Genomic DNA, 23,891 nt, shown 5'->3' with positions numbered 1-23,891 from the left:
GTGGGCGCGCCGTTCAAAAAGTTCGAGGCCCATGGCAGCGGCGGCCCGCGCATCCGCGAAATTCCGATGCGCATGGTGCTGCCCAATCTGGTCACCGTGCTTGCCATCTGCGCCGGCCTGTCCGGCATCCGCTTCGGCTTCGAGGGCCGTTTCGAGCCGGCCGTGGTGATGGTGCTGCTCGCCGCCTTCCTGGACGGCATAGACGGGCGCCTGGCGCGCATGTTGAAGGCGACATCCAAATTCGGCGCGCAGATGGATTCGCTGGCCGACATCGTCAATTTCGGCGTCGCACCGGCACTGGTGCTCTATGCCTTCCTGCTCGACCGCGCCGGCTCATTCGGCTGGATCGCAGCCCTTCTGTTCACCATCGCCTGTGGCCTGCGGCTGGCGCGCTTCAACGTGCTCGACGAAGACCATGACCGGCCGATCTGGCAGAGCGAATACTTCGTCGGCGTGCCGGCGCCGGCCGGCGCCGTGCTGGTCATGCTGCCGCTCTATCTGTCCTTCCTGCGGCTCGGTCTCGAGCCGGACCGCCTGACGGCATTCGTCGCCACCGGCTTCACTGTGCTGGTCGCTTTCCTGCTGGTCAGCCGGCTGCCGGTCTATTCCGGCAAAAGCCTGAAAGTGCCGGGCGACAAGGTGCTGCCGATCATCCTGGCGGTCGTTCTCTACGTCCTGCTGTTGATGACCTATCCCTGGTACACGCTGACCGCCTCTGTCGCAGGCTATCTCATCTTCCTGCCTTTCAGCGTGCGGGCGTATTCGAAGCGCGCCAAGCGCGAGGGCGAAAAAGTGCCGCCGTCGGATATTGGGTAGTTGTTATCTCCCCCCTTGAGGGGGAGATGTCGCCGAAGGCGACAGAGGGGGTCGGTACGCCCCGGACGCGACCTCGTTTGAGCGAAGAGGACGTCGGCGCTTCACGCGAGGCGACCCCCTCTGGCCTGCCGGCCATCTCCCCCTCAAGGAGGGAGATACGCTAAGCCGCCAGGCCCAGCCCCAGCTTCTCGATCGCCAGGTTCCGCGTCGAGACATAATCCGTCTTGCCGGAACCCAGCACCGGGATCTCCCCGACCTTGACGATGTCGTTGGGCACCATCAGTTCGGCCGCACCTGCCTTCTTGCCGAAGGCGCGCAGTTCTTCCGGATCGGCGTCGTCGGCGGTGGTGACCAGCACGATGCGCTCGCCGCGCCTCTTGTCCGGCACCGCCACCGCGGCGTGGCGCTCTTCCGGCCACAGCGACTGCACCAGCATCTCGACGGCGCCCAACGACACCATCTCGCCAGCGATCTTGGCGAAGCGTTTTGCCCGGCCGCGAATGGTGATGAAGCCTTCGCGGTCGACCGAGACGATGTCGCCGGTGTCGTGCCAGCCGTCCAGCGGCTGCAATTCGCCGGGCCGGTCAGCGGTCATGTAGCCCATCATCAAATTCGGCCCGTCGAGCCACAGGCGGCCGGCACCCTCGATACCCTCGACCGGTTCGAGCTTCATGCGCATCGCCGGCAACAGCCGTCCGACCGTGCCGTCGCGACCATGGATGGCGGTGTTGACGGCGACGACGGGAGCGGCCTCCGTCAGCCCGAACCCCTCGATGATCGAGGCATCGAAGCGCTCGCGATAAACGCGCCGCGTCTCCGGCTTCACCGCTTCCGCGCCGGCGACGACGAAGCGCAGGCTGGAGAAATCGCCATCCTTGGCGGTGCGGGCATAGTTGGCAAGGAAAGTGTCGGTGCCGAACATGATGGTCGGCTTCACCTTGCGGGCGATCTCCGGGATGATCTTGTAGTGCAGCGGTGACGGGTAGAGGAACAGTTTCACCCCGGTCACCAGCGGCAGGATGGTACCGCCGGTCAGGCCGAAAGAGTGAAAAACCGGCAGCACGTTGAGCAGGATGTCGGACGGCGAAATGGTAATGCGCGCCTCGGCCTGCATGGCGTTGGCGTGGAGATTGCGGTGCGACAGCACCACGGCCTTGGGCGTGCCTTCCGAGCCTGAGGTGAACAGGATTGCGGCGGGCTTGGCCGCATCCTGCCGCTGCAGCGGGAACCGCCACAGCACCGCTGCTGCGAGCTTTTCCAGCGTCGTGACGCTTGCGCGCACATCCTCCAGCCACAGCATTTTGGCGCCGCCGGCCTCGATGGCGGCGATGATGTCGGCAAGCGCCGCCTTCTCGACGAACGCGCGCGAGGAAACCACCGTTCGGATGACTGCCGCGCGCACCGCGGCGGTTACGCTGGCCGGCCCTGCCGTGTAGTTGATCATCGCCGCTACCCGGCCGGCCGAGAGCAGGCCGACGAAGGACAGCACCACGCCATTGGCGTTGGGCAGCAAAACCCCGACCGCTTCGCCGGGCGCCGCCACCGCCTCGAAACGGCGGCCGAGCACGCGCGCGCCGATGAACATTTTTCGATAGCTGAGCGAGCCGCTGATCACATCCTCGATGATCGGATGCGAGGCGCCGGTGCGATCCGCGGCATCGCGCATGGCCAGGAACAGGCCGCGATCGAGGTTGCTGCCATAAAGCCGCGCCTCGGCGATGCGGTCGAACAACGCATTGGTGTTGGAAGCCTGGTCGGGGTTGCGCGCCACCAGTTCGGCAATCGTCATTGGCTCCAGCACGCTGATCGAGAGTTTTGGGAACCAGTGGCGCGGCGCCCGGTTCTTTGGCGTCAAGGAAACCGGCAGGTCGCGCGAGCCGGTGACGAAGATCGGCACGATGCGGGCGTCGGCCTGCATGGCAATGCGGGTGACGGCGCGGAACAGGCGAAACGTCTTCACATCGGGCTCGACGTCATCGGGCAGGTAGACGGCAAGCCGGCCTTTACCCTTCAGCACCCTGACCAGCCGCCGGCTGACGAAGAGATGCTCGGCGTTGAAGGCGATGGTGCGGCCAAGCTCGCGCCAAGGCTCCATCCAGGGCGAGCGCGCCGAGGCCTCGTCGAGAATGTGCAGCGTGTCGTCGGGCAGCAGCGACAGCATCAGCGCCGGCTCGAAGCGTGACTGGTGCGAGACCACATAGATCACCGGCGTCGGCGCGTTGCGGGCAATGCGGATGCGCCGGTCCTCGATCCGGTAGGCAAGCTTGAACGGCACATAGAGCAGCGCCTGGGTAAAGCGCAGGTCGAGACGAAAGGTCTCGATCGCGCCAATCAGCAGCCAGGCCAGCACGAGGCCTGCAAGCAGCGCCAGTGTCAGGATCATGCCGCGTCTCTCCCAACGTTCCGGTATCGCGGCTCTTCGTCCGCTTCGCAGGAGAGGGTAACGCAATGGGGGGCAAGGTCAATGTAGAGCCTCTTCCTTCTCCCCGTTCACGGGGAGAAGGTGCCCCGAAGGGCGGATGAGGGGCGGCGCTGCGCTTTCACGTTGGCTCAAGCCGCCTTGATCCGCCCGCTGATGAACCGGAACTCCTGGCTCTTGCCGCCATACCCATAAGCTGCGGCCGGAACCTCGTGCACGAAGGCATAGCTCTCCTCATGCACGCCACCGAGCAGCTTACCAAAGGTGTCGAAGATCGCCTTCAGATAAGCCTCCAGTTCCAGCTTGGTGTTGGTGCCGTCGACCACCTTGATGTCGAGCCAGAACGTATTGGCGCCATGCTCTGCCAGCGACGTGCCGCCGGCGAACCAGTGCTGCGGGTCGATATAGGTGAGAGCGACGGCGGTGATCGTCGGGTCCTTGCGCAGATGGGTTGCGGTCAGGCCGGTGATTTCCTTGGCGATTGTGGCGGACAGCTTGGCGTCGGGCTTGCCGGTGACGCTGATGTTGATGATGGGCATTTTTCTCTCCTTCGTTTGAGCGGCGTCTGTTTGCCGTTGGAGAGACAATGCCATCATCTTTGAATCAAAAAAATCGAATTGTTTCGAACAAAAGGTTCTGTATTATCGAAGCATGCAAGCTCTCGATCCCGATCTGCTCAAAACCTTCCTTGCCTTTGTCGATGGCGGCTCGCTGGCTCAGGCTGCGTCTGCTGTCGGCCGCTCGCCCTCGGCGGTGACCGCGCAAATGCAGCGTCTGGAGGAGATCGTCGGCGAACCGCTGCTGGTGGCGCAGGGGCGCGGGCGCGGGCTGACGCCGGCCGGCGAGGATCTTGTCGGTCATGCCCGCCGCATTCTTGCCGTGCACAGCGAGGCCTGGCTGGCGCTCAAGGGCGCGCGTGCCGCTGGTCGCGTCGCCATCGGCACGACACAGGATTTCGCCGATAGCGGCCTGCCGGAGCTGCTGCGCGCCTTCGCGACCAGCCATCCGCGCGTCAGGGTCGAACTCCGCGTCGGCCGTTCGGCCGAGCTTGGCGAGGCGCTGCAGGCCGGGCAGCTCGATCTGGCCGTTGTCATGCGCAAGACGCCGGCCAATGACGAAGTCGGGCTGTTCAGTGAGCCGATGCTGTGGCTGTGCTCGCAAAAAGGGCTTGCCGTGCGGGAAGAGGAATTGCCGCTGGCGCTGCTCGACCCCTATTGCGGCTTTCGCGAAGCAGCACTCGCGGCCCTCGATGCTGCCGGCCGCCGCTACCGCATTGCCGCCGGCAGCGCCAGCCTTGCCGGCTTGCGCACGGCGGTCAATGCCGGCATCGCGCTGACCTTGCGCACCGCCCGCTTTGCCCATTCAGGCATTGCCGAAGCACCGCGCGAATTCGCCCTGCCGCCGGTGCCGACAGCGCAATTCGCGATAAAACTCGGCCAGGGCGCCGAGCGGCCGGCGCGCGATCTTGCCATCCTGCTCAGCGACAACCTCGCCTTGCCCGGCTTTGCCGGCTGATGTCCAAAGAAAAAGCCGACCTTCACGGTCGGCTTTGAGGAGGACGGGTCGAGGGGTTTGGGGGGACTTGGGGGGTGACCCGTCGCACATAAAACTGCCTGATCCGCATGATGGTTCCATGACTTGGAAAATAATTATTGGGTTGCCGCACTTTTTCTCGCGGCCAGCCAGTCGCGCCCCGCATGGGCGAAAACCGCGCAGAGTACTATGGCGCCGCCGATCAGGCTGGCGGCCGGCGCGATCTCGCCGAGGAACAGGAAGGCGAACAGGATCGCAAACGGCACTTCGGCGGCACCGAGAAGGCCGGACTCAGGCGCCGGGATCAGCCGCGAGCCTTCCGTCCACAGGATCGACGCCGCTGCGAACGATCCTCCGAAGGCGACGAGCAGCACGGCGTCGCGAGCAGAAATCGCCAGGGGGTCGGTGACGAACCAGCCGAGCACGAACAGCAGAAGCGCCGAGACTGCGCCCGCCCACACCACCGGCGTGTCGCGGAAGGCGCGCACCATGATCATGTAGAGCGCGCTGCCGGCGGTCATCAGCAGCGCGAGCCCATCGCCAAACAGATGACCGCTGCCGAAGCCGGAGCCGACCATCATCGCCACGCCGCACAGCGAAACGGCGGCGGCGGCAAGCGTCTGCGCCCGGAACGGCTCGCGCACCAGCACGAAGGCGAGCAGCGCGGTGATGAAGGGCGCGGTGGCGTAGATGACCGCGACATTGGCGACATAGGTGAATTTGAACGCCGAGATGAAGGCGATGCTGGCCGCGGCGCCCTCGAGGGCCAGCAACCAGCCGCGCCAGCCAAGCCGCAAGCTTTCCCGCCCGCCGGAGCGGCGCCGGCGCCACAGCACATAGAAGGTGATCAGGATCGCGCCGACAAAGCCGCGCCAGCAAGTGATGGTCAGCGGGTCGGCGTGGATCGATTTGGTCAGCACGCCGGTGAGGGCGAAGAAAGCCGCCGAGGCCGCCACCAGCATGATGCCGAGCGTACGCTCGGCAGCGGTATCTGTGGTGCCTGGGCCGTCGAGCGCTTCCGTCATCTCAGCAGTCTATCCGTCTTCTCCTGCCACCATGCTGTCAGCACGGGGTACTCATAGCCGCTTGCGGAAATGCTCGTTGCCGATGATCAGCAGGCCGGCGCCGACGATCAACGCCGCCCCCAGAAACACCTCGCGACGCGGCACGTCGCCCCAGATCGCAAAGCCGAGTCCGAAGGCCCAGACCAATGAGGTGTATTCGAACGGCGCCACGATCGACACCGGCGCCCGCTTCATGCCTTCGAACAGCATAAATTGCGCCACGCCGCCGAGCGCGCCGACGCTGGTCAAAAGCAGCAACTGGCGCCAGTCCGGCATCTGCCAGACCAACAGCGCCGGCACCGCGGAAAACACCAGGAAGTAGAAATTGTTGAGCACAAGCTGGATCAGCGTGCGCTCGGCCAGCGCCGTCTTGCGCAACAGCACCACGGCAATGCCCCACAGCACTGCCGCAGCCAGTACCAAGAGCATCGGCACGGACAAGCCGAGACGAGTGGGATCACAGGCGATGAAGACGCCGACGAAGCCGATGAACACCGCCAGCCAGCGCAACAGCGGCACCTTTTCGCCAAGCATCACCACCGACAGCACGGTGACGATGATCGGGGCGGCGTAATAGATGGTGGTGAGTTCGGCCAGCTGCAGGGAGCGGGCCGCGTTGTAGTAGCAGAGCCAGGCGCCGAGCGTGAAGGCGCTGCGCACCAGCATCGGCCGCACGATGGGCGAGCGCATTGTGTCGGCAAAGATGGGCGGTCCGCCGATTGCAGCACAGCCGATAAGCACAGCGATCGAGCGGAAGAACATGATCTGCCAGACGCTGATGCCGACGACCAGAAGCTTGATCGCGGCGTCCTGCGTCGAAAACAGGAAATAGGCGCAGCCGGTGAACAGGATGCCGGCAAGCACCCTTTCGCGGGTTTCCAGAATGGCAATATCGGCCATGCGGCGTGTCCGGCGCTGTCAAGAGGACGAAGAAGAAGCCTGCCCCAATCAGGCTCCCATTGCAGGCTACACGGGCGAAAGCCTGCAGGGCGCTACGCCAGTGGCAAGCTTGCGTTGGCGCAGCCTGGCCGACAGCGTGGGCACGCCGTTCACTGTGTTGCCTGGTAGAGCTCCGAAGCGGCCTCCTTCAGGGCGCGCCGGCCGCCCGGCCTGAGATACATCATGTGGCCGCCCTCGATGACGTCGAGACGGATGGGTTTTGCCCCGCCGAGCGTCGGGATTTGGCTCACCAGATAGCGTGAGGCCAGATAGGGAGTGACCAGATCGGTGTCGCCGTTGACGATCACCACGCCGAGCCCCGGGTTGAGCGAGCGCGCCCGCTGCAGATCGTCCATCACCCCGGCATAGCCTTGCCGCGAGCCGCCATAGTCCCAGGCGTGGGTCACATCGCCATTGAGCAACCTGTAGCTGACATCGGTGCGAAAATTCAGCTCGTCGCGCGCATAACCGACAAAGGCCGAGGTCAGCGCCGGCACGCTGCGGTCGAGCACCGGATCCGGGCCGGCGCTGCGGGCGCTCTCCGGGGCGATGTCGCTGGTGGCGATGGTGCCGTCATACGGGCTGAGCACTTTGCCACCGGCGCGCTGGAATTCGCGCGCGAACAGGCCGGTCGGGATGCGGGCGGAATTGCGCTGCACGAGGTCGAGCGGCAGGCCGGTGATCTCGGCCACGCGCTGGCTGGCCAGCCGCCCGCCCTGTTCCAGCCCGCCGGTCAGAGCCGTGAGGTAGTCGCCCAGCGCATACTTTTCGACCTCGGCGAGCTTTTCGCGCAGTGCTTCGCCGCTGAGGCCTTCGCTGCGCAGGCGCACCGCCGCCATCGAGGGCAGTTCCAGCGCCCAATGCAGCGGCTGGAATTCGTCGGGCAGCACCAGCGTGAACTCCAGTGCAGGCGAGATCAGCACGATGCCGTTGGGGCTCAGGCCGACATCTTCCTGCAGGGTCCTGGCGAGAAGTGCCGCGCGGAACCCGCCATAGCTTTCGCCGGCAAGGAAGAGCGGCGATCCGGTGCGGCCGTTCTGGGCGAGATAGAGCCGGATGAAAGCGCCGATCGAACTGGCGTCCTGGCTGACGCCCCAAAAATCTTTTGTGTCCTGGCCGGGGGCCTCGCGGCTGTAGCCGGTGCCGACCGGATCGACGAAGACGAGGTCGGTCATGTCGAGCCAGCTGTCGGGATTGTCGATCAGCTTTTGCGGCGGCGGCAGGAATTGGCCATCGGCGCCGGTCGCGACGACACGCGGGCCGAGTGCGCCGAGATGCAGATAGGCGGATGCCGCGCCCGGGCCGCCATTGAAGACGAAGGTGATGGGGCGAGCCTTCTCCGCGCCCGCCAGTTGCGGCAGCGTATAGGCGACATAGAAGATTTCCGCGGTGACCTCGCCCTTGCCGGATAGCAGTGACAGCGTGCCGGCCTTAGCCTGATAGTCCAGCTTACGCCCGGCAATGGTGATTGAATGGCTGGTCGTCTGCGGTGCCGGCAGCAGCGACAGCACGCCGCCTGCCGGTGCGGGGCGCTCGGGCGTTTCGGCGAGGACTGGCTGCGCGAAGGCTGCAAGCACCAACAGGGTAAGCGAGATCAGTTTCAGCTTGAACGGCATGATGTCTCCGCGGGAATGACTCTGCTTAGGTATGGCCGGGGCCGGTCGAAGTCAAAGTAACTCTTCGTGAGGTAGCATTCCTTCAGCCCCCTCTGTCCTGCCGGACATCTCCCCCCACAGGGCATAGGCGCTAAGATAGCTTTGGCATGGACTGAAATTTGCGCTTTCGTGGTGGTTCGCGCCAGCGATATCGCAAGGCATGGAGATTGTGGCGCAGGGCCGCCAAGGAAGGTTGAGTAAAGATGGTCGCGATCAGAGAGGCGACGATCTGGCGGGTTGCGCGCCACAGTAGCGGGCGCCCGTCGCTCAAGGGGGAGAGACACCCAACTCCTGCGAGAGGGGTTCGGTCACGAGCGCGATGAGGAAGTGGGCAAGGATCCAAGGCCTTGCGATCCTTGGGTCTTTGGCGGGAGGAGAGCGCAGCCCGATCAGGCTCTTCAGGCGCTTGAAGGCGAGTTCGATGCGCCAGCGCATGCGGTAGAGCTTGAGGACCGTATCGGCGGGAAACTCCTCCCGGTCAAGCGAGGTCACAAGCAGGACGAAGCCGGCCGCAATCAGCGTCTGCGGTTGAACCTTGTTGCCCTTGGCCCTGGCTTCCTTGTTGATTTTGCGCCGCGCTTCTTGTGCCGCGGCCTCGGATTTGCGCAAGGCGATCAGGCGCATCTTCACAGGCTCGCCCTTCTTGAGTGCCAGCCGGGCAGGCGTTTCGCAGACTTCCTCCCGGCAGTTCTCCAGGTAGCCGATGAGATCGAACGCCCTGCCGTTGGCGTCGAGCCATCGCGCGTTTTTCCACGACGCGCGCACAACAACATCGCCGCCTTGCGCCATCACCTTGGCGATCCGCTCGGCCTGCAGATAGGCGCGGTCACCGATGCGGATCTCGCCCGGCACCACCGGCACGCGGTCGATCAACTCGGCCTCGCTCTGGTCGGTGATCTCGATGAAGTCGAACTGCTCGCGCTCAAGCTCGAAGGCGCAGTGCATGCGCCAAAGACCATTGTTCTTCTTCTCATACGCACCGGCCTTGGCAACCGCTGTCGCATCGAGGATGCGAACCAGTCGGCCTTTGGCCAAACCTGCATCCTCGCGCTTCAAAAGGTGCCCAATCAACTGCTGCAGCCATGGTCCTGCATTGCGCAGCCGGCCAAGCAACGCCACGTCCGAAATGTCGGCTATCCCGCTCGCCGCCGCCCAGGCCACGACGCCCCGCATGCCAACCTTGCCAAGGCAGTAAGCCAGTGTCAGGCGCAACAGGTCGCTCGCCGACCTGACGCCGCGCGGGCGCAGGAACGCCTTCGTCTCGCGGGCACTTGCTGCGATCAACTCTTCGCCGCCCAGAAGCTCAATCGTCTCGGCCCAGCCGTCATCAACAAGCGATTCGTGTGTCATCGCAGTGTAGAATCACACCCGATTCCGCAGGGCAATACCTATCTTAGCGCCTATGCCCCACAGGGGTGGAGATTGGATGTCGCGACCGCCTTCGCTAATCGCCGGCGTAGAAAGCGCCATCGGCGAAGCTGCAGATCTCCCCCCTGTGGGGAGGTGGCCGGGCCAGAGGGGGGCGCTGTCTCGCTGGCATATCAGTGCTATCAAAGCGCGACGGACTCGAAAAGGAATGCAACATGGACGCCACCGCACTCAAGGCCATGCAGGCACCGATCAAGGAGGCTTATCGCGACGATTCCTCGCGAGCGCTGATCACGCTTCGCGCCAAAGGCTCCATCGACGACCAGTCGATTGCCTGCAAGGTCGAGACGGGCAGGGCGCTGGCGGTCGCCGGCCTGCATCCGGCGACCGGCGGTTCCGGGCTCGAATTGTGTTCGGGCGACATGCTGCTCGAGGCGCTGGTGGCGTGCGCCGGGGTGACGCTGAAGGCGGTGGCCACCGCACTAGAGTTCAAACTCGGCGCAGCCACCGTCGAGGCCGAAGGCGATCTCGACTTTCGCGGCACGCTGGGCGTGGCCAAGGACGCCCCCGTGGGCTTTCGCGCCATCCGGTTGAATTTCAACCTCGACACGGATGAGCCGCAGGATCGCATCGACGCGCTGATCAAGCTGACGGAACGCTATTGCGTGGTCTTCCAGACCATCAACAGCAAGCCGGAGCTGACGGTGAAGGCGCGCGCCTGATCTCCCCCCTTGAGGGGAGATGTCGCCGAAGGCGACAGAGGGGGTCGGGCCGACTGGACGCGACGCCCTTTGTGCGGAAGGAGGTTGGCACTCTACGCGAGGCGACCCCCTCTGGCCTGCCGGCCATCTCCCCTCGAGGGGCATAGGCGCTAAGATAGGTATTGCCCTGCGGAATCGGGTGTGATTCTACACTGCGATGACACACGAATCGCTTGTTGATGACGGCTGGGCCGAGACGATTGAGCTTCTGGGCGGCGAAGAGTTGATCGCAGCAAGTGCCCGCGAGACGAAGGCGTTCCTGCGCCCGCGCGGCGTCAGGTCGGCGAGCGACCTGTTGCGCCTGACACTGGCTTACTGCCTTGGCAAGGTTGGCATGCGGGGCGTCGTGGCCTGGGCGGCGGCGAGCGGGATAGCCGACATTTCGGACGTGGCGTTGCTTGGCCGGCTGCGCAATGCAGGACCATGGCTGCAGCAGTTGATTGGGCACCTTTTGAAGCGCGAGGATGCAGGTTTGGCCAAAGGCCGACTGGTTCGCATCCTCGATGCGACAGCGGTTGCCAAGGCCGGTGCGTATGAGAAGAAGAACAATGGTCTTTGGCGCATGCACTGCGCCTTCGAGCTTGAGCGCGAGCAGTTCGACTTCATCGAGATCACCGACCAGAGCGAGGCCGAGTTGATCGACCGCGTGCCGGTGGTGCCGGGCGAGATCCGCATCGGTGACCGCGCCTATCTGCAGGCCGAGCGGATCGCCAAGGTGATGGCGCAAGGCGGCGATGTTGTTGTGCGCGCGTCGTGGAAAAACGCGCGATGGCTCGACGCCAACGGCAGGGCGTTCGATCTCATCGGCTACCTGGAGAACTGCCGGGAGGAAGTCTGCGAAACGCCTGCCCGGCTGGCACTCAAGAAGGGCGAGCCTGTGAAGATGCGCCTGATCGCCTTGCGCAAATCCGAGGCCGCGGCACAAGAAGCGCGGCGCAAAATCAACAAGGAAGCCAGGGCCAAGGGCAACAAGGTTCAACCGCAGACGCTGATTGCGGCCGGCTTCGTCCTGCTTGTGACCTCGCTTGACCGGGAGGAGTTTCCCGCCGATACGGTCCTCAAGCTCTACCGCATGCGCTGGCGCATCGAACTCGCCTTCAAGCGCCTGAAGAGCCTGATCGGGCTGCGCTCTCCTCCCGCCAAAGACCCAAGGATCGCAAGGCCTTGGATCCTTGCCCACTTCCTCATCGCGCTCGTGACCGAACCCCTCTCGCAGGAGTTGGGTGTCTCTCCCCCTTGAGCGACGGGCGCCCGCTACTGTGGCGCGCAACCCGCCAGATCGTCGCCTCTCTGATCGCGACCATCTTTACTCAACCTTCCTTGGCGGCCCTGCGCCACAATCTCCATGCCTTGCGATATCGCTGGCGCGAACCACCACGAAAGCGCAAATTTCAGTCCATGCCAAAGCTATCTTAGCGCCTATGCCTCGAGGGGGGAGATTGCGCTACTGCGCCGCCGGCTCTTCCGCATCACCCTCATCGGTGAAAGGCGAGGCGCTCGGCACGCAGTTCACCGCCCAGCCGGCCGGCGTCGGCTGCTTCTGATATTCGGTGATGGCGTTGGTGCACTGTTCGCGGGTGTCGAAGGTGCTGGGCAGCACCACCATGCCGCCTTGCGGGCCGGCGATCACCAGGTACCAGACCAATGCTACGCTGGGAGCAGCCATGGGAATTCCTCGCTTTGCTGGGTGTCGGAGTCGGGTCGACCCTAGCAACTCCCGGCTGATGGCGAAAGCAGGGCGATGGGGGAGCGGCTCGCCGGACCATCACAGACCCGTGAACAGAACCGCTCCCGAGCCCGCTTAGTTCGCGGCAAAGCAGTAGAACAGGCCGTCGCCGCCGGTGCCTTTCAGCGCCTCCTGGCTGCAGCCGCCGCGCGAGGCATGCGAGGAGTTCCAGGATTTCGCCGCCGCCGACTCGTCAAGGCCGGTGCGGTCGTGGTGGCCCATCATCGCCGCGCCCTCCGCCCCGCTCAAGGTCCAGTCGCCGCAGGTCTGGTCGGCGAGCTTGGTGCCGTCGGGCTTCGAGCCGGTCAATATGTCGTGCCGGTTCGGCTTGTCGCCGCGGCCGTTGACCACCTCGCCCTTTTCGTTGAGCGCCGTCTGCTTGGTGATGGCGTTGGCGTCGCTGTGCAGCGAGGCGACGTCATCGGCAATCTTCTCGCCCTTGGCGTTGACCCAGGGACCCTTGCCGATACGGTCGCGCGCATCGACATTGGCGCTCGAGAGATAGGCGTGCCATTCCTTGCCGGTAACCCCAGCCGCTTCCGCCAGCGAGGCGCAATGCGCGTCGGCACCCTTGAGACCGCCGAGATCGGCGCCTTTGCCGGAACCGACGCTGGTGACGAAGAAACTCATCTTGGCGTCTTGCGCCAGCGCCACGCCAGCTGTGGCGGCAATCGCGGCGGCGGCAACGAGAAGAAGTCTACGCATGTCGGTCCTCCGGTTTCGAATGTCCTACATTCGAAGAAACGTAACTGGAGGCCTGTTTAATCCCGCTACAACCCGGTTTATTCCGGCTGCCGGTAGGCGACGAAGCGGTTGTTCTTGACCTGGAAGATCAGCCCCGTCTCTTTCAGCTCGGGGCTCGCCAGCGGCACGATGCGTTTTGCCACCTCTGAGGGGTGCGGCAGCGTTTCCGGATCCTCGCCGGGCGCGGCCTGTGCACGCATGGCGGTGCGGGTGGCGCCGGGGTCGACGGCATTGATGCGGAGCGCCAGGCTCTGCGTCTCATGCGCCCAGGAACGCGTCATGGCTTCCACAGCCGCCTTCGACGCCGCATAGGGCGCCCAGAAGGCGCGCGCCGAATGCGCGGCCCCGGACGACATGAGAATGGCGCGGCCGGCGTCGGACAGCCTGAGCAGCGGGTCGACCGAGCGGATCAGCCGCCAGGTCGAGGTGACATTGATGGTCATAACCTTCTCGAAGGTTTTGGCCTCGACATGGCCGATCGGCGAGATGACGCCGAGCACACCGGCATTGGCCACCAGAATGTCGAGCTTGCCCCAGCGCTCGTGAATGGCGCCGCCCAGCCGGTCGATGCCGGCCATGTCTGAGAGGTCGAGAGGCACCAACGTCGCTTCGCCCTTGCCGGTTTTCGCGCGCTCGGCCTTGATCTGGTCGTCGAGTTCTTCCAGCCCGCCGACGGTCCGGGCTACCGCAATGACATGCGCGCCGGCGGCGGCAAGTTCCTTGGCGATGAAGTAGCCGATGCCGCGCGAGGCGCCGGTAACGACCGCGACGCGGCCGGAGAGGTCGAGGGTCATGCGAGCGCTTTCAAGGATAGCAGTTGGGCTTTACGCCCCGTTGTTCGCCAGCAGCGACAGCGTGCGCACATTGTCGTGGCCTTCGAAGTCGAGCAGGCGGGTCGGGTACTGGCCGGTGAAACAGGCGTCGCAGAATTGCGGCTGCTCATTGTCGCGGCTGGCTTCGCCGACGGCGCGGTAGAGCCCGTCAATGGTGAGGAAGCCGAGCGAATCGACACGGATGAACTCGGCCATTTCCTCGATCGACATGCGCGATGCCAAAAGCTTCGACTTCTCCGGCGTGTCGACGCCGTAGAAGCACGACGCGCTGGTCGGCGGCGAGGCGATGCGCATATGCACTTCCTTGGCGCCGGCGTCGCGCACCATCTGCACGATCTTCTGGCTGGTGGTGCCGCGCACGATCGAATCGTCGACCAACACCACGCGCTTGCCCTCGATCATCCGGCGGTTGGCGTTGTGCTTGAGCTTGACGCCCATATGGCGGATCGAATCGCCGGGCTGGATGAAGGTTCGGCCGACATAGTGGTTGCGGATGATACCGAGTTCGAAGGGGATGCCTGCCGCCTGGGAGAAGCCGATTGCCGCCGGCGTGCCGGAATCCGGCACCGGCACGACGATATCGGCCTCGACCGGGCTTTCCTGCGCCAATTCGGCGCCGATACGCTTGCGCACTTCGTAGACATTGCGGCCTTCGACCGAGGAGTCCGGGCGGGCGAAATAGACATATTCGAAGATGCAGAAGCGGGTCTTCTGCGGCTCGAAGGGGAACAGGCTCTCGATGCCCTTCGAGGTCACCACGACCATTTCGCCGGGCTTCAGGTCGCGCACGAAGCGGGCGCCGATAATGTCGAGCGCGCAGGTTTCGGAGGCCAGGATCCAGGCGCCGTCCAGGTCGCCGAGCACCAGCGGGCGGATGCCGAGCGGATCGCGGCAGCCGATCATCTTCTTGGAGGTCATCGCGACCAGCGAGAAAGCGCCTTCGACCTGACGCACGGCGTCGATGAAGCGCGAATTCAAATCGCGTTCCTTACTGGTGGCAACGAGATGCAGCAGCGTCTCGGTGTCGGAGGTCGACGAGAAGATCGCGCCCTGCTTCTGCAGCGCGCGCTGCACGGTCATGGCGTTGGTGAGATTGCCGTTATGGGCGACGGCAAAGCCGCCATCGGCGAGTTCGGCGAAGAAGGGCTGGATGTTGCGCATGCCGGCGCCGCCGGTCGTGGCATAGCGCGTGTGGCCGATGGCACGGTTGCCTTGCAGGCTGTCGATGACGTGCTGCTTGGTGAAGGTGTCGCCGATCAGGCCGACATGGCGTTCGACATGGAACTGCGTGCCGTCATAGGAGACGATGCCGGCCGCTTCCTGGCCGCGATGCTGCAGCGCATGCAGGCCTAGCGTTACGATGGCCGCAGCGTCCTGCCGGCCGAAAATGCCGAACACCCCGCATTCGTCGTGGAAATGATCGTCTGCTTCGGCGGAAAGCACGTCGTCCGCGTCTGCCTTCGAAACTGCCATGGGGCTCAAGCTCCGCTAAAATGGCCATATAGTGCGATAGCGCCGCGAAAGCAACGTAGTCAGGCCGGAACTGCCGGGATGGCGCCTGTCCGGCACCATCCGTCCGTATCAGTTTGCCGGCGCGGCCGGAGCCGGAGCAGCGGGCGCGGGTGCGTTATCGGCCGGAGCGTCGGTCTCGTCGTCGGGCGCCGGCGTATCGTCACCGGTTGCCGGAGCATCCGCCGCCGGTGCATCGGCCGCCGGAGGCGTCTCGGCTGCCGGCTGATTCGGATTGAGCTTCTTCAGGATGGCGTTTTCCGGATCTTCGGGCAGCAGGCTTTCCAGCTTGGCGCCGATGGTCTCGAGCAGCGGCTTCGACTTGGCGTTGGCGATCCAGGCAGGGGCCTTGGCGCCGGCCAGCCAGTTGAAGAACAGTAGCGCCACGGCGACTACGAGGACGCCGCGCGCGGCGCCATAGAGGAAGCCCAGCGTACGGTCGAGCGCGCCGATCCTGGAATCGATGATCCAGTCGGCAAGCTTCATGGTGATGACGGAAACGACGATCAGCGCGATGAGGAAGACGATGCCGGCGGATGCCGCCATGGCGATCTTGTCGCTTTCGACATAGGGCTGAACGTAAGGCAGCACCGGCTTGTAGAAGAAGAATGCCGCCGCGGCGGCAGCCGCCAGGACACGACGGACAGGATTTCGCGTGACAGGCCGCGAACCATGGCGAGCATCGCCGAGACCAGGGTGAAGCCGACGAGAATTCCGTCCAGCAGCGTAATCGGCATGTCTTTCGCCCCACTCAGATTGTCTTTTCACGGCTCGGGCGAGCCGCGTCAATCTTCCACGTCGACACGGCTGCGCCGTGAGCCGGCTATGCGTGCGACGAGATCGGCAAGTTCGGTCGGCTGGAAAGCGCCGGCCCCGATCCCCCGACAACCTCCTCGCTGCCCAAGGGCAGAACCGCACTTCCAAAACCCAGCTTTTCGGCCTCTTTAAGGCGCTGCTGCGCATGCGCAACCGGCCTCACTGCGCCCGACAGGCTGATTTCGCCGAAATAGACGCAATCGGCGGGAAGGGCAAGACCGGTGAGCGACGAAACCAGTGCAGCGGCAACCGCCAGATCGGCCGCCGGCTCGGAAATCCGGTAGCCGCCGGCGACGTTGAGGTAGACATCGTGGGTGCCGAAGCGCACGCCGCAATGGGCTTCGAGTACGGCAAGGATCATCGACAGCCGTGCGCCGTCCCAGCCGACGACGGCACGGCGCGGCGTGCCCAATGTGGACGGCGCCACCAGTGCCTGGATCTCGACCAGCACCGGACGTGTCCCTTCCATGCCGGCAAATACCGCGGCACCCGGCGATTTTGCGTGGCGTTCGCCGAGGAACAGCTCCGACGGATTGGCGACCTCGCGCAAGCCCTTGTCCGACATCTCGAAGACGCCGATCTCGTCAGTCGGCCCAAAACGGTTCTTCACCGTGCGCAGGATGCGGTAGTGATGGCCGCCTTCGCCTTCGAAATAGAGAACGGCGTCGACCATGTGCTCGACGACGCGCGGACCGGCGATCTGGCCTTCCTTGGTGACATGGCCGACCAGCACGATGGCAGCACCGGTGGATTTGGCGTAGCGGATCATCGCTTGCGCCGAGGCGCGCACCTGGGTGACGGTGCCGGGCGCCGAGTCGGCCATGTCGGTCCACAGCGTCTGGATGGAATCGAGGATGACGAGGTCCGGCCTTCTGCCGTCGGCTATTGTTGCCAGGATATCCTCGACATTGGTCTCCGCGGCAAGTTCGACCGGCGTGTCGGCGACGCCAAGCCGCTGCGCCCGCAGCCGGATCTGCGCGACAGCCTCTTCGCCCGAGACATAGACGATGCGGTGGCCTTTTGACGCCAATGCTGCTGCGGCCTGGGTAAGCAGCGTCGACTTGCCGATGCCGGGATCGCCGCCGACCAGCAGCGCCGAGCCGCGCACGAAACCGCCGCCGGTGGCGCGGTCGAGTTCGCCAATGCCGGAGATGATCCGCGGCGCATCCTCGATGTCACCGGACAGGCTGGTCAGCACCACGGCGCGGCCCTTGCGCGCATTGCGCGTGTTGGCCGGTCCCGAGCCGATGCCGCCGGACGTGCCTTCCTCGACGAGTGTGTTCCACTCGCCGCAGGCATCGCATTTGCCGGCCCAGCGCTGATGCACCGACCCGCAATTCTGGCAGATGAACTGGACGCGCGATTTAGCCATGGAGTGATGCTGCCTGCAAATGACCGAAGGAGGGTGATCTTGCACACCCCCCTCTGTCCTGCCGGACATCTCCCCCGCAAGGGGGGAGATTGGCTATCGTCGCTGCTTTCGCCAATCCCCAACGTCGCAAGATGAGCGCCATTCGCAAAGCTGCTGATCTCCCCCCTTGCGGGGGAGATGGCCGGCAGGCCAGAGGGGGGTGTGACGGAGCGCTGCGGTAGGCCAAAAAGCTACTCGAACCTCTCCGCAATATGATGCTCTTCGGCGAGGTCGGAAAACCGTGTGAACTCGCCATGGAAGGCGAGGCTCACCGAACCTGTCGGGCCGTGGCGCTGCTTGGCGACGATGACTTCGGCCTTGCCGCGCATCTCGTTCATCTCGTGTTCCCACTTGATGTATTCGTCGGTGCCGGGCTTCGGTTCGCGGTTCTTCAGATAATATTCCTCGCGGTAGACGAACATCACCACGTCGGCGTCCTGCTCGATCGAGCCGGATTCGCGAAGATCGGACAGCTGCGGGCGTTTGTCTTCGCGGCTTTCGACCTGACGCGACAGCTGCGACAGCGCGATGATCGGAACGGAGAGTTCCTTGGCCAGCGCCTTGAGGCCGGTGGTGATCTCGGTGATTTCCTGCACCCGGTTCTGTGAGGACTTCGCGCTCGATCCCTGCATCAGCTGGATATAGTCGATGACGATGAGGTCGAGGCCGCGCTGACGCTTCAGCCGCCGCGCCCGCGCCGACAGCTGCGCGATCGAGATACCGCCGGTCTGGTCGATGAACAGCGGGATCTTCTGCATGGTCTGCGAGCAGGCGACCAGCTTTTCGAAATCCATCTCCGAAATCTCGCCGCGGCGGATCTTTGACGACGAAATTTCCGTCTGTTCGGAAATGATGCGGGTGGCGAGCTGCTCGGACGACATTTCCAGCGAGAAGAAGCCGACGACGCCTCCATTGGCTGCCTTGAACGAGCCGTCGGCCTGCTGCGCCGGCTCATACATCTCGGCGATGTTGAAGGCGATGTTGGTGGCGAGCGACGTCTTGCCCATGCCCGGACGGCCGGCAATGATGATCAGATCCGACGCCTGCAGGCCACCCATGCGGCGGTCGAGATCGCGCATGCCGGTGGCGAGGCCCGACAAATGGCCGTCGCGCATATAGGCGGCGTTGGCCATGTCGACGGCGGTCTTGACCGCGTCGGTGAAGCTCTCGAAGCCGCCGTCGTAACGGCCGGTTTCGGCCAGTTCGAACAGCCGCCGCTCGGCATCCTCGATCTGTTCGGACGGCGCCATGTCGACCGGCGCGTCATAGGCGATGTTGACCATGTCCTCGCCGACGGTAATCAGTGCCCGGCGCGTGGCCAGATCGTAGATGGCGCGGCCATAATCGGTGGCGTTGACGACGGTGACGGCTTCGACCGCCAGACGAACCACATATTGCGCCACCGTCATGTCGCCGACCTTCTCGTCGGCCGGCAGGAAGGTTTTCAGCGTGATCGGCGTCGCCACCTTGCCCATGCGGATGAGCTCGGCTGCGACCTCGAAGATTTTCCGGTGCAGCGGCTCGTAGAAATGGCCGGCCTTGAGGAAGTCGGAGACGCGGTAGAAGGCATCGTTGTTGACGAGGATGGCGCCGAGCAGCGCCTGCTCGGCCTCGATGTTGTTCGGCGCTTCACGATAAAGCGGTTGCTGCTCCGCCACGCCGAATTTTCGCGCTGCCTCTGCCATGATGTCCCCGATTTTGATCCCGGCTTCTCGATATCAGAACGAGATAAATCGGTGCTGACCTTTCTGCATCACCGCACGACCAATCAACCTCGATGCCCCGTTGTTCACAGGGGCGGCAAACCGTCCACAGAAGAGTGTTTCCGCGCCCCGATTCCGGTTGACTCAGAAAGGCGCTGACTTCTATCCGAGTCGTTGGAACAGAGCAAGAACAATCTCGGTGATTACCCGCTTCTTCCGTCCAATGTATCGCCCCAGTCCAGCCGCCGCGCTGCCTTGAACAGCTCGCCCTCGCGCTTGGTGAAAAGTGTCTCGCCGGCGCCGCCATCCGGCTGGCACAGTTTGAGCAGCACCTTGCCGGAGCCCGATTTCGGCGGCGCAATCACGCGGGGCGGATGTACAGGCGCGGGTTGCCGCGACGCCGCGACGTAGATGAATTTCTCGTCCTCCCACGGCACGTCCGCGTCTTTGGCCAGGCGATGAAGGCGCGAGCGGGCGACGCGGCGCGAAAAATGGCACCAGTCGGGCGGCTCAAGCGGGCAGGGCGCCTCATGCGGACAAGGCGCCAGCACATGCGCCCCGGCCTCCAGCAATTGCCTGCGCACTGCCAGGATGCGCTGCCAGCCTGCCGGCGTGCCGGGCTCCACGATCAGCAGTGTGTCGCCGGTCAAATGCCAGAGCCGGACGACAAGCTTCGGCAGCGATGCCGGCGCGATCTCGTCCAGCACATAGGCGCAGGTGACGAGGTCGGCAGGCTTGAGATCGGCAAGGTCGATGGTCACGTCGCCGGCCCGCCAGTCCATCCTGGTGGCGATGGTATCAAGGGCGAGCGACTGGCCAACCTTGCGCACCGCGGCGCTTGCTTCAACCAGAACCGCCTCTTCGAGGTCGGGCCACAGATCTGTAGTGGCCCAAAGCACCGTGCCAGGACCGGCGCCGACATCGAGCAAGCTCGTTGGCTGGAAATCGGGCCGCGCATAGGCGAGTTCGTCGAGACCGGCCCGTACCGCCGCGTAGGTCGCCGGCAGCCGCGTCGCCAGATAGGCTTTTACCGCCATCTCTTCGGCCATGTGCGGGCGGCCGTCGCGCAATTCGGCGCGGTAGCGGTCAGACAGCGTCTTCGCCGCCTGGCGCAGCACCGCCAGCGGTGTCGTTTCGAGCAGGCGCTCGACGCCTTGTCGCAGCGAAGCGGGGAGTTCCACGCTCAGGCTCCGCGTGGCGAGAGCACCGAGGCGCCGGCGAACTCGACAAGGGTGGTGGCGATGGTGGGCAGGCAGATCATTAAAAAAGGTCTCGCGAGAACGAGACCTTTTTCAGTGTCAGAGCCGTCGATGGCAAGCGGCAATACGCAATCGAGGCGTTATTCGCGATCCGCCACCTTGCGACGGCGCGCTGGCTTGGCCGCAACGGACCTGACAGCAACGGACCTGGCAGGCACGGACCTGGCGACAGCAGGCTCGGCGGCCGCCGCCTCCTGACGATGCCCCATTTCGCGCATTTCGAGCGCCTTTTCACATTTGGCCATGTAGTCGCGCGTCATCGGCAGCGTGTCGTTCTTCTTGGCGATCTGGATCTGGAAGATCACCAGATCCTGCCAGCGGAAGGCGGCTTCCGAAGCCGCCAGATAGAACTCCCACATCCTGCAGAAGCGCTCGTCGTAGATGGCCTTGGCCTTGTCCCGGTTGGCGGCAAAGCGCTGGCCCCAATGCTTCAGCGTATCGGCATAGTGCAGCCGCAGAATCTCGATGTCGGTGACCACAAGCCCCGACTTCTCGATCGCCGGCATCACCTCCGACAGCGAGGGAATGTAGCCGCCCGGAAAAATGTACTTGCGGATAAAGGCGCTGGTCGCCCACGGCACGCCGGAGCGGCCGATCGTGTGCAAGAGCATGACGCCGTCGGGCTTCAACAGCGTCGCCGACTTGTCGAAGAAGGTGCGGAAGTGGTTGACGCCGACATGCTCGAACATGCCGACCGAGACGATGCGGTCGAAGCGTTCGTTGAGTTCGCGGTAGTCCTTGAGGTCGAAATGCACGCGGTCCTGCAAGCCTTGCGCATGCGCCCGGTCGGTGGCGACGCCGTGCTGCTCGGTCGACAGCGTCACGCCTTGGACGTCGACATCGAAAGCCTTGGCGAGATAGAGGCCGAGCCCACCCCAGCCGGAGCCAATATCGAGCACGGTCTGGCCGGCCTTCAGCCTGAGCTTGGCGGCGATATGGCGTTTCTTGGCCATCTGCGCCTCGTCGAGCGTCATGTCCGGCTGTTCGAAATAGGCGCAGGAATACTGCATGTCGTCGTCGAGGAAGAGCCGGTAGAGGTCACCCGACAAATCATAGTGGCGCTGCACGTTGCGGCGCGCCCGTGATGCGGTGTTGATCTGCTGCAGGCGGCGAAAGGCGTGGCGCAGACCCTCGATGGCCTTCGACCAGGTGGCGTCGATACCGCCGCTGCCCATGTTCTGGAAGGCGATGCGCATCATACCCAGTACGCCGCCCTCGATGATGTCGAGTTCGCCGTCCATATAGGCTTCCGGCACGGCCAGCATCGGATCGAAGGTAATGGCGCGCTCGGCATGCGCGGTCTTGATGTGCATATGCACCGGCTCGCCGCTGCCGTCGCCGAAAACCACTGTCGAGCCCTTCGGCCCGGTGACTTTCAGATTGCCCGTACGCACCAGGCGGTCGAGAACGCGCTTCAACAGAATATTCATCACCAAATGTCCCCTCACGGTCAGACTGGCGGACCAATTCTGCAACAATATATAGGGGTTCGAAAAGTTCCATTTGGCACAAAAATGCCCGGGCGAGAGGCCCGGGCATTGGTCCAGAAAGGCTGGATGACGAGGAAGTGATTGGAGCGCTGCTCCCCTCGCTTCCCGATCAGGCCCCGTGCGGGATCAGGCGTTGTCTTCTTCGCCGCCTTCGAACTCGGTGTTCGGGTCGAAGAAGTTCTCCGGCCGTGCGTTGTCGTTGATGTCGTCGCCATAGATGGCTTCGGCGGTGGTCAGCGTCTCGCCCTTGGCCTGGCGCTCGGCTTCGTCGGCCGTGCGGGCGATGTTGAGGCTGATGGTGACCTCGACTTCCGGATGCAGCGCAATCGCCACATTGGTGACGCCGATGGTCTTGATCGGCTGGTTGAGCTGGATCTGGTTGCGGTTGACCGAGAACCCTTCGGCGGTCAGCAGGTCGGCGATGTCGCGGGTCGACACCGAACCGTAGAGCTGGCCGGTCTCGCCTGCGGAACGCACGGCGATGAAGCTCTTGCCGTCGAGCTTTTCGGCAACCTGGCTGGCTTCCGACTTGCGCTCGAGGTTGCGCGCTTCGAGCTGCGCGCGCTGCCCTTCGAACTTCTTCTTGTTGGCTTCGTTGGCGCGCAGCGCCTTGCCCTGCGGCAAGAGGAAGTTGCGGGCAAAGCCGTCCTTGACCTTGACGGTATCGCCCATCTGGCCGAGGCGGGAAACGCGTTCGAGAAGAATCACTTGCATGGTCTTGTTCCTTCGTCTGGGCACCGACCGCGGGATCGGCGCCGAATTGAATGGAACAGGTCAGGAAGCTCTGAGCGCCTTGGCGCCGGTGTCGCTGTCCTGCCTGTCGCGGCAGTTAGAGGCTTTTCACCTCAACTCGGGATTTCAATGCACGTCGCCAAGAGTGGGCCCGGTTTTGGGACAACGACATGCATCATCAAATTACCCCTGCGGCGCCCGTCGCCGTGGGAGAAGGAAGCAGGCGGCGAACCGCCTGCTTCGGAGATCTTAGCGAACCACGTAGGGCAGCAGGCCGAGGAAGCGGGCGCGCTTGATCGCCTTGGCGAGTTCGCGCTGCTTCTTCTGGCTGACGGCGGTGATGCGCGACGGCACGATCTTGCCGCGCTCGGAAATGTAGCGCTGCAGAAGACGCACGTCCTTGTAGTCGATCTTGGGCGCATTGGCGCCAGAGAACGGGCAGGTCTTGCGGCGGCGATGGAACGGGCGCCGGGTCGGGATCTGATTGATGTCGACCATTATTCTGCACCTCCTTCAACGCCTTCGCGCGGACGGCGCGGACCACGATCGCCACCGGCATCGCCAAATGAGCGCGGCGGACGATCGCCACGGTCGCCGCGATCACGGTCGCCGAACGAGCGCGGACCACGATCGCCACGGTCGCGGTCGCCGAAGCCGCCGCGTTCCGAGCGCTCTTCGCGCTTCTGCATCATGGCCGACGGGCCTTCCTCATGCGCCTCGACCTTGACGGTCAGGAAACGCAGCACGTCCTCGGACAGGCCCATCTGGCGCTCCATCTCGTTGAGCGCTGCCGGCGGGCAGTTGAGGTCCATAAGCGTGTAGTAAGCCTTCCGGTTCTTGTTGACCCGGTAGGTGAGGGACTTCAGTCCCCAGTTCTCGACCCGGCCGACGGACCCGCCATTTGCGGAGATGACGCCCTTGTACTGTTCGACAAGCGCATCGACCTGCTGCTGCGAGAGGTCCTGCCGGGCAAGGAACACATGTTCGTATAGAGCCATAGTGGTTCAGTGCCTTTCTTCGTTTCTCTCCCGGATCCTCGCGGCAAAAGCCTCTGCAACTTCTCTGACCCGCTGATCCCGAGGGGGCGGGGAAGAAAGGAGCATTTCGAGACGG

The 23,891-nt window shown here is 64.3% G+C and carries 20 protein-coding genes and 2 pseudogenes; 4 read left to right on the top strand and 18 right to left on the bottom strand.

All coding sequences use genetic code 11. The features are described 5' to 3' along the window. Positions 1-816: a CDP-diacylglycerol--serine O-phosphatidyltransferase gene (gene pssA, locus NKL04_RS15035; protein WP_023672701.1), complete on the top strand. Its 816-nt coding sequence runs from the start codon at positions 1-3 to the stop codon at positions 814-816. 160 nt (positions 817-976) lie between these two features. On the opposite strand, the gene NKL04_RS15030 is transcribed toward pssA, so the two are convergent. Continuing rightward, positions 977-3,199, bottom strand: a complete 2,223-nt coding sequence (locus NKL04_RS15030; protein WP_023703216.1) for an AMP-binding protein — start codon at positions 3,197-3,199, stop codon at positions 977-979. A 167-nt stretch (positions 3,200-3,366) separates the two neighbouring features. Then, a complete protein-coding gene (locus tag NKL04_RS15025; RefSeq protein WP_023703217.1) occupies positions 3,367-3,774 on the bottom strand; it encodes a tautomerase family protein in 408 nt (135 codons plus the stop codon). Between the two features lie 112 nt (positions 3,775-3,886). Here NKL04_RS15025 and NKL04_RS15020 point away from each other — a divergent pair, with 112 nt between their 5' ends. Beyond that, entirely contained in the window at positions 3,887-4,750 is an 864-nt protein-coding gene (locus NKL04_RS15020) for a LysR substrate-binding domain-containing protein (protein ID WP_023693978.1), read from the top strand. A gap of 134 nt (positions 4,751-4,884) precedes the next feature. Here NKL04_RS15020 and NKL04_RS15015 read toward each other — a convergent pair whose 3' ends face one another. From NKL04_RS15015 to NKL04_RS15000, 4 genes are all read right to left on the bottom strand, one after another. After that, entirely contained in the window at positions 4,885-5,793 is a 909-nt protein-coding gene (locus tag NKL04_RS15015; RefSeq protein WP_023689124.1) for a DMT family transporter, read from the bottom strand. Between the two features lie 51 nt (positions 5,794-5,844). Further along, positions 5,845-6,732, bottom strand: a complete 888-nt coding sequence (locus NKL04_RS15010) for a DMT family transporter (protein WP_023703218.1) — start codon at positions 6,730-6,732, stop codon at positions 5,845-5,847. A gap of 149 nt (positions 6,733-6,881) precedes the next feature. Next, the gene (locus NKL04_RS15005) at positions 6,882-8,387 is read right to left on the bottom strand and encodes a S10 family peptidase (RefSeq protein ID WP_023703219.1); all 1,506 of its coding nucleotides are present in this window, start codon (positions 8,385-8,387) and stop codon (positions 6,882-6,884) included. 306 nt (positions 8,388-8,693) lie between these two features. Next, entirely contained in the window at positions 8,694-9,776 is a 1,083-nt protein-coding gene (locus tag NKL04_RS15000; protein ID WP_023701472.1) for a transposase, read from the bottom strand. A 233-nt stretch (positions 9,777-10,009) separates the two neighbouring features. Between NKL04_RS15000 and NKL04_RS14995 the strand changes: the two genes are divergently transcribed. Then, positions 10,010-10,516, top strand: coding sequence for an OsmC family protein (locus tag NKL04_RS14995; protein WP_023702954.1), 507 nt, complete (start codon positions 10,010-10,012; stop codon positions 10,514-10,516). A 196-nt stretch (positions 10,517-10,712) separates the two neighbouring features. Further along, positions 10,713-11,795: a transposase gene (locus tag NKL04_RS14990; RefSeq protein WP_023701472.1), complete on the top strand. Its 1,083-nt coding sequence runs from the start codon at positions 10,713-10,715 to the stop codon at positions 11,793-11,795. Between the two features lie 204 nt (positions 11,796-11,999). On the opposite strand, the gene NKL04_RS14985 is transcribed toward NKL04_RS14990, so the two are convergent. The 12 genes and pseudogenes from NKL04_RS14985 to rpsF form a co-directional block, all read right to left on the bottom strand. Next, a complete protein-coding gene (locus NKL04_RS14985; protein ID WP_023689120.1) occupies positions 12,000-12,221 on the bottom strand; it encodes a hypothetical protein in 222 nt (73 codons plus the stop codon). A gap of 135 nt (positions 12,222-12,356) precedes the next feature. Further along, positions 12,357-12,986 (bottom strand): hypothetical protein, encoded by a 630-nt coding sequence (locus tag NKL04_RS14980; protein ID WP_023693974.1) that lies wholly within the window; start codon positions 12,984-12,986, stop codon positions 12,357-12,359. A 77-nt stretch (positions 12,987-13,063) separates the two neighbouring features. Next, complete coding sequence (locus NKL04_RS14975; RefSeq protein WP_023702953.1) at positions 13,064-13,819, bottom strand: SDR family NAD(P)-dependent oxidoreductase; 756 nt, start codon at positions 13,817-13,819, stop codon at positions 13,064-13,066. Between the two features lie 30 nt (positions 13,820-13,849). Further along, positions 13,850-15,331 carry an amidophosphoribosyltransferase gene (gene purF, locus NKL04_RS14970; RefSeq protein ID WP_023672714.1) on the bottom strand — a complete coding sequence of 494 codons (1,482 nt, stop codon included), beginning with the start codon at positions 15,329-15,331 and terminating at the stop codon, positions 13,850-13,852. Between the two features lie 108 nt (positions 15,332-15,439). Continuing rightward, positions 15,440-16,104: pseudogene (locus tag NKL04_RS14965) on the bottom strand (CvpA family protein). Between the two features lie 48 nt (positions 16,105-16,152). Continuing rightward, positions 16,153-17,555 (bottom strand): annotated as a pseudogene (radA, locus tag NKL04_RS14960) (DNA repair protein RadA). A gap of 230 nt (positions 17,556-17,785) precedes the next feature. Then, complete coding sequence (locus NKL04_RS14955; protein ID WP_023672717.1) at positions 17,786-19,279, bottom strand: replicative DNA helicase; 1,494 nt, start codon at positions 19,277-19,279, stop codon at positions 17,786-17,788. A gap of 221 nt (positions 19,280-19,500) precedes the next feature. Further along, positions 19,501-20,478 (bottom strand): small ribosomal subunit Rsm22 family protein, encoded by a 978-nt coding sequence (locus tag NKL04_RS14950; RefSeq protein ID WP_023672718.1) that lies wholly within the window; start codon positions 20,476-20,478, stop codon positions 19,501-19,503. Positions 20,479-20,636: 158 nt separating this feature from the next. Next, the gene (locus NKL04_RS14945) at positions 20,637-21,986 is read right to left on the bottom strand and encodes a cyclopropane fatty acid synthase (protein WP_023672720.1); all 1,350 of its coding nucleotides are present in this window, start codon (positions 21,984-21,986) and stop codon (positions 20,637-20,639) included. A gap of 186 nt (positions 21,987-22,172) precedes the next feature. Continuing rightward, complete coding sequence (gene rplI / locus NKL04_RS14940; RefSeq protein ID WP_023672721.1) at positions 22,173-22,760, bottom strand: 50S ribosomal protein L9; 588 nt, start codon at positions 22,758-22,760, stop codon at positions 22,173-22,175. A gap of 267 nt (positions 22,761-23,027) precedes the next feature. Further along, positions 23,028-23,276 carry a 30S ribosomal protein S18 gene (gene rpsR / locus NKL04_RS14935; RefSeq protein ID WP_006203718.1) on the bottom strand — a complete coding sequence of 83 codons (249 nt, stop codon included), beginning with the start codon at positions 23,274-23,276 and terminating at the stop codon, positions 23,028-23,030. Beyond that, entirely contained in the window at positions 23,276-23,776 is a 501-nt protein-coding gene (rpsF, locus tag NKL04_RS14930; protein ID WP_023672722.1) for a 30S ribosomal protein S6, read from the bottom strand. The genes rpsR and rpsF overlap by 1 nt, the downstream gene beginning before the upstream one ends. Positions 23,777-23,891 lie beyond the last annotated feature (115 nt).

The organism is Mesorhizobium sp. C264A (assembly GCF_040324515.1).
Classification (GTDB): Bacteria; Pseudomonadota; Alphaproteobacteria; order Rhizobiales; family Rhizobiaceae; genus Mesorhizobium.
This window is presented reverse-complemented; position numbering and strand designations above follow the sequence as displayed.

What these genes read in the sequence shown, in the direction of transcription:
- NKL04_RS15030 (WP_023703216.1), bottom strand. Translation starts at nt 3,199, where the DNA reads ATGATCCTGACACTGGCGCTGCTTGCAGGCCTCGTGCTGGCCTGGCTG.
- NKL04_RS15025 (WP_023703217.1), bottom strand. Translation starts at nt 3,774, where the DNA reads ATGCCCATCATCAACATCAGCGTCACCGGCAAGCCCGACGCCAAGCTG.
- NKL04_RS15020 (WP_023693978.1), top strand. Translation starts at nt 3,887, where the DNA reads ATGCAAGCTCTCGATCCCGATCTGCTCAAAACCTTCCTTGCCTTTGTC.
- NKL04_RS15015 (WP_023689124.1), bottom strand. Translation starts at nt 5,793, where the DNA reads ATGACGGAAGCGCTCGACGGCCCAGGCACCACAGATACCGCTGCCGAG.
- NKL04_RS15010 (WP_023703218.1), bottom strand. Translation starts at nt 6,732, where the DNA reads ATGGCCGATATTGCCATTCTGGAAACCCGCGAAAGGGTGCTTGCCGGC.
- NKL04_RS15005 (WP_023703219.1), bottom strand. Translation starts at nt 8,387, where the DNA reads ATGCCGTTCAAGCTGAAACTGATCTCGCTTACCCTGTTGGTGCTTGCA.
- NKL04_RS15000 (WP_023701472.1), bottom strand. Translation starts at nt 9,776, where the DNA reads ATGACACACGAATCGCTTGTTGATGACGGCTGGGCCGAGACGATTGAG.
- NKL04_RS14995 (WP_023702954.1), top strand. Translation starts at nt 10,010, where the DNA reads ATGGACGCCACCGCACTCAAGGCCATGCAGGCACCGATCAAGGAGGCT.
- NKL04_RS14990 (WP_023701472.1), top strand. Translation starts at nt 10,713, where the DNA reads ATGACACACGAATCGCTTGTTGATGACGGCTGGGCCGAGACGATTGAG.
- NKL04_RS14985 (WP_023689120.1), bottom strand. Translation starts at nt 12,221, where the DNA reads ATGGCTGCTCCCAGCGTAGCATTGGTCTGGTACCTGGTGATCGCCGGC.
- NKL04_RS14980 (WP_023693974.1), bottom strand. Translation starts at nt 12,986, where the DNA reads ATGCGTAGACTTCTTCTCGTTGCCGCCGCCGCGATTGCCGCCACAGCT.
- NKL04_RS14975 (WP_023702953.1), bottom strand. Translation starts at nt 13,819, where the DNA reads ATGACCCTCGACCTCTCCGGCCGCGTCGCGGTCGTTACCGGCGCCTCG.
- purF (WP_023672714.1), bottom strand. Translation starts at nt 15,331, where the DNA reads ATGGCAGTTTCGAAGGCAGACGCGGACGACGTGCTTTCCGCCGAAGCA.
- NKL04_RS14955 (WP_023672717.1), bottom strand. Translation starts at nt 19,279, where the DNA reads ATGGCAGAGGCAGCGCGAAAATTCGGCGTGGCGGAGCAGCAACCGCTT.
- NKL04_RS14945 (WP_023672720.1), bottom strand. Translation starts at nt 21,986, where the DNA reads ATGAATATTCTGTTGAAGCGCGTTCTCGACCGCCTGGTGCGTACGGGC.
- rplI (WP_023672721.1), bottom strand. Translation starts at nt 22,760, where the DNA reads ATGCAAGTGATTCTTCTCGAACGCGTTTCCCGCCTCGGCCAGATGGGC.
- rpsR (WP_006203718.1), bottom strand. Translation starts at nt 23,276, where the DNA reads ATGGTCGACATCAATCAGATCCCGACCCGGCGCCCGTTCCATCGCCGC.
- rpsF (WP_023672722.1), bottom strand. Translation starts at nt 23,776, where the DNA reads ATGGCTCTATACGAACATGTGTTCCTTGCCCGGCAGGACCTCTCGCAG.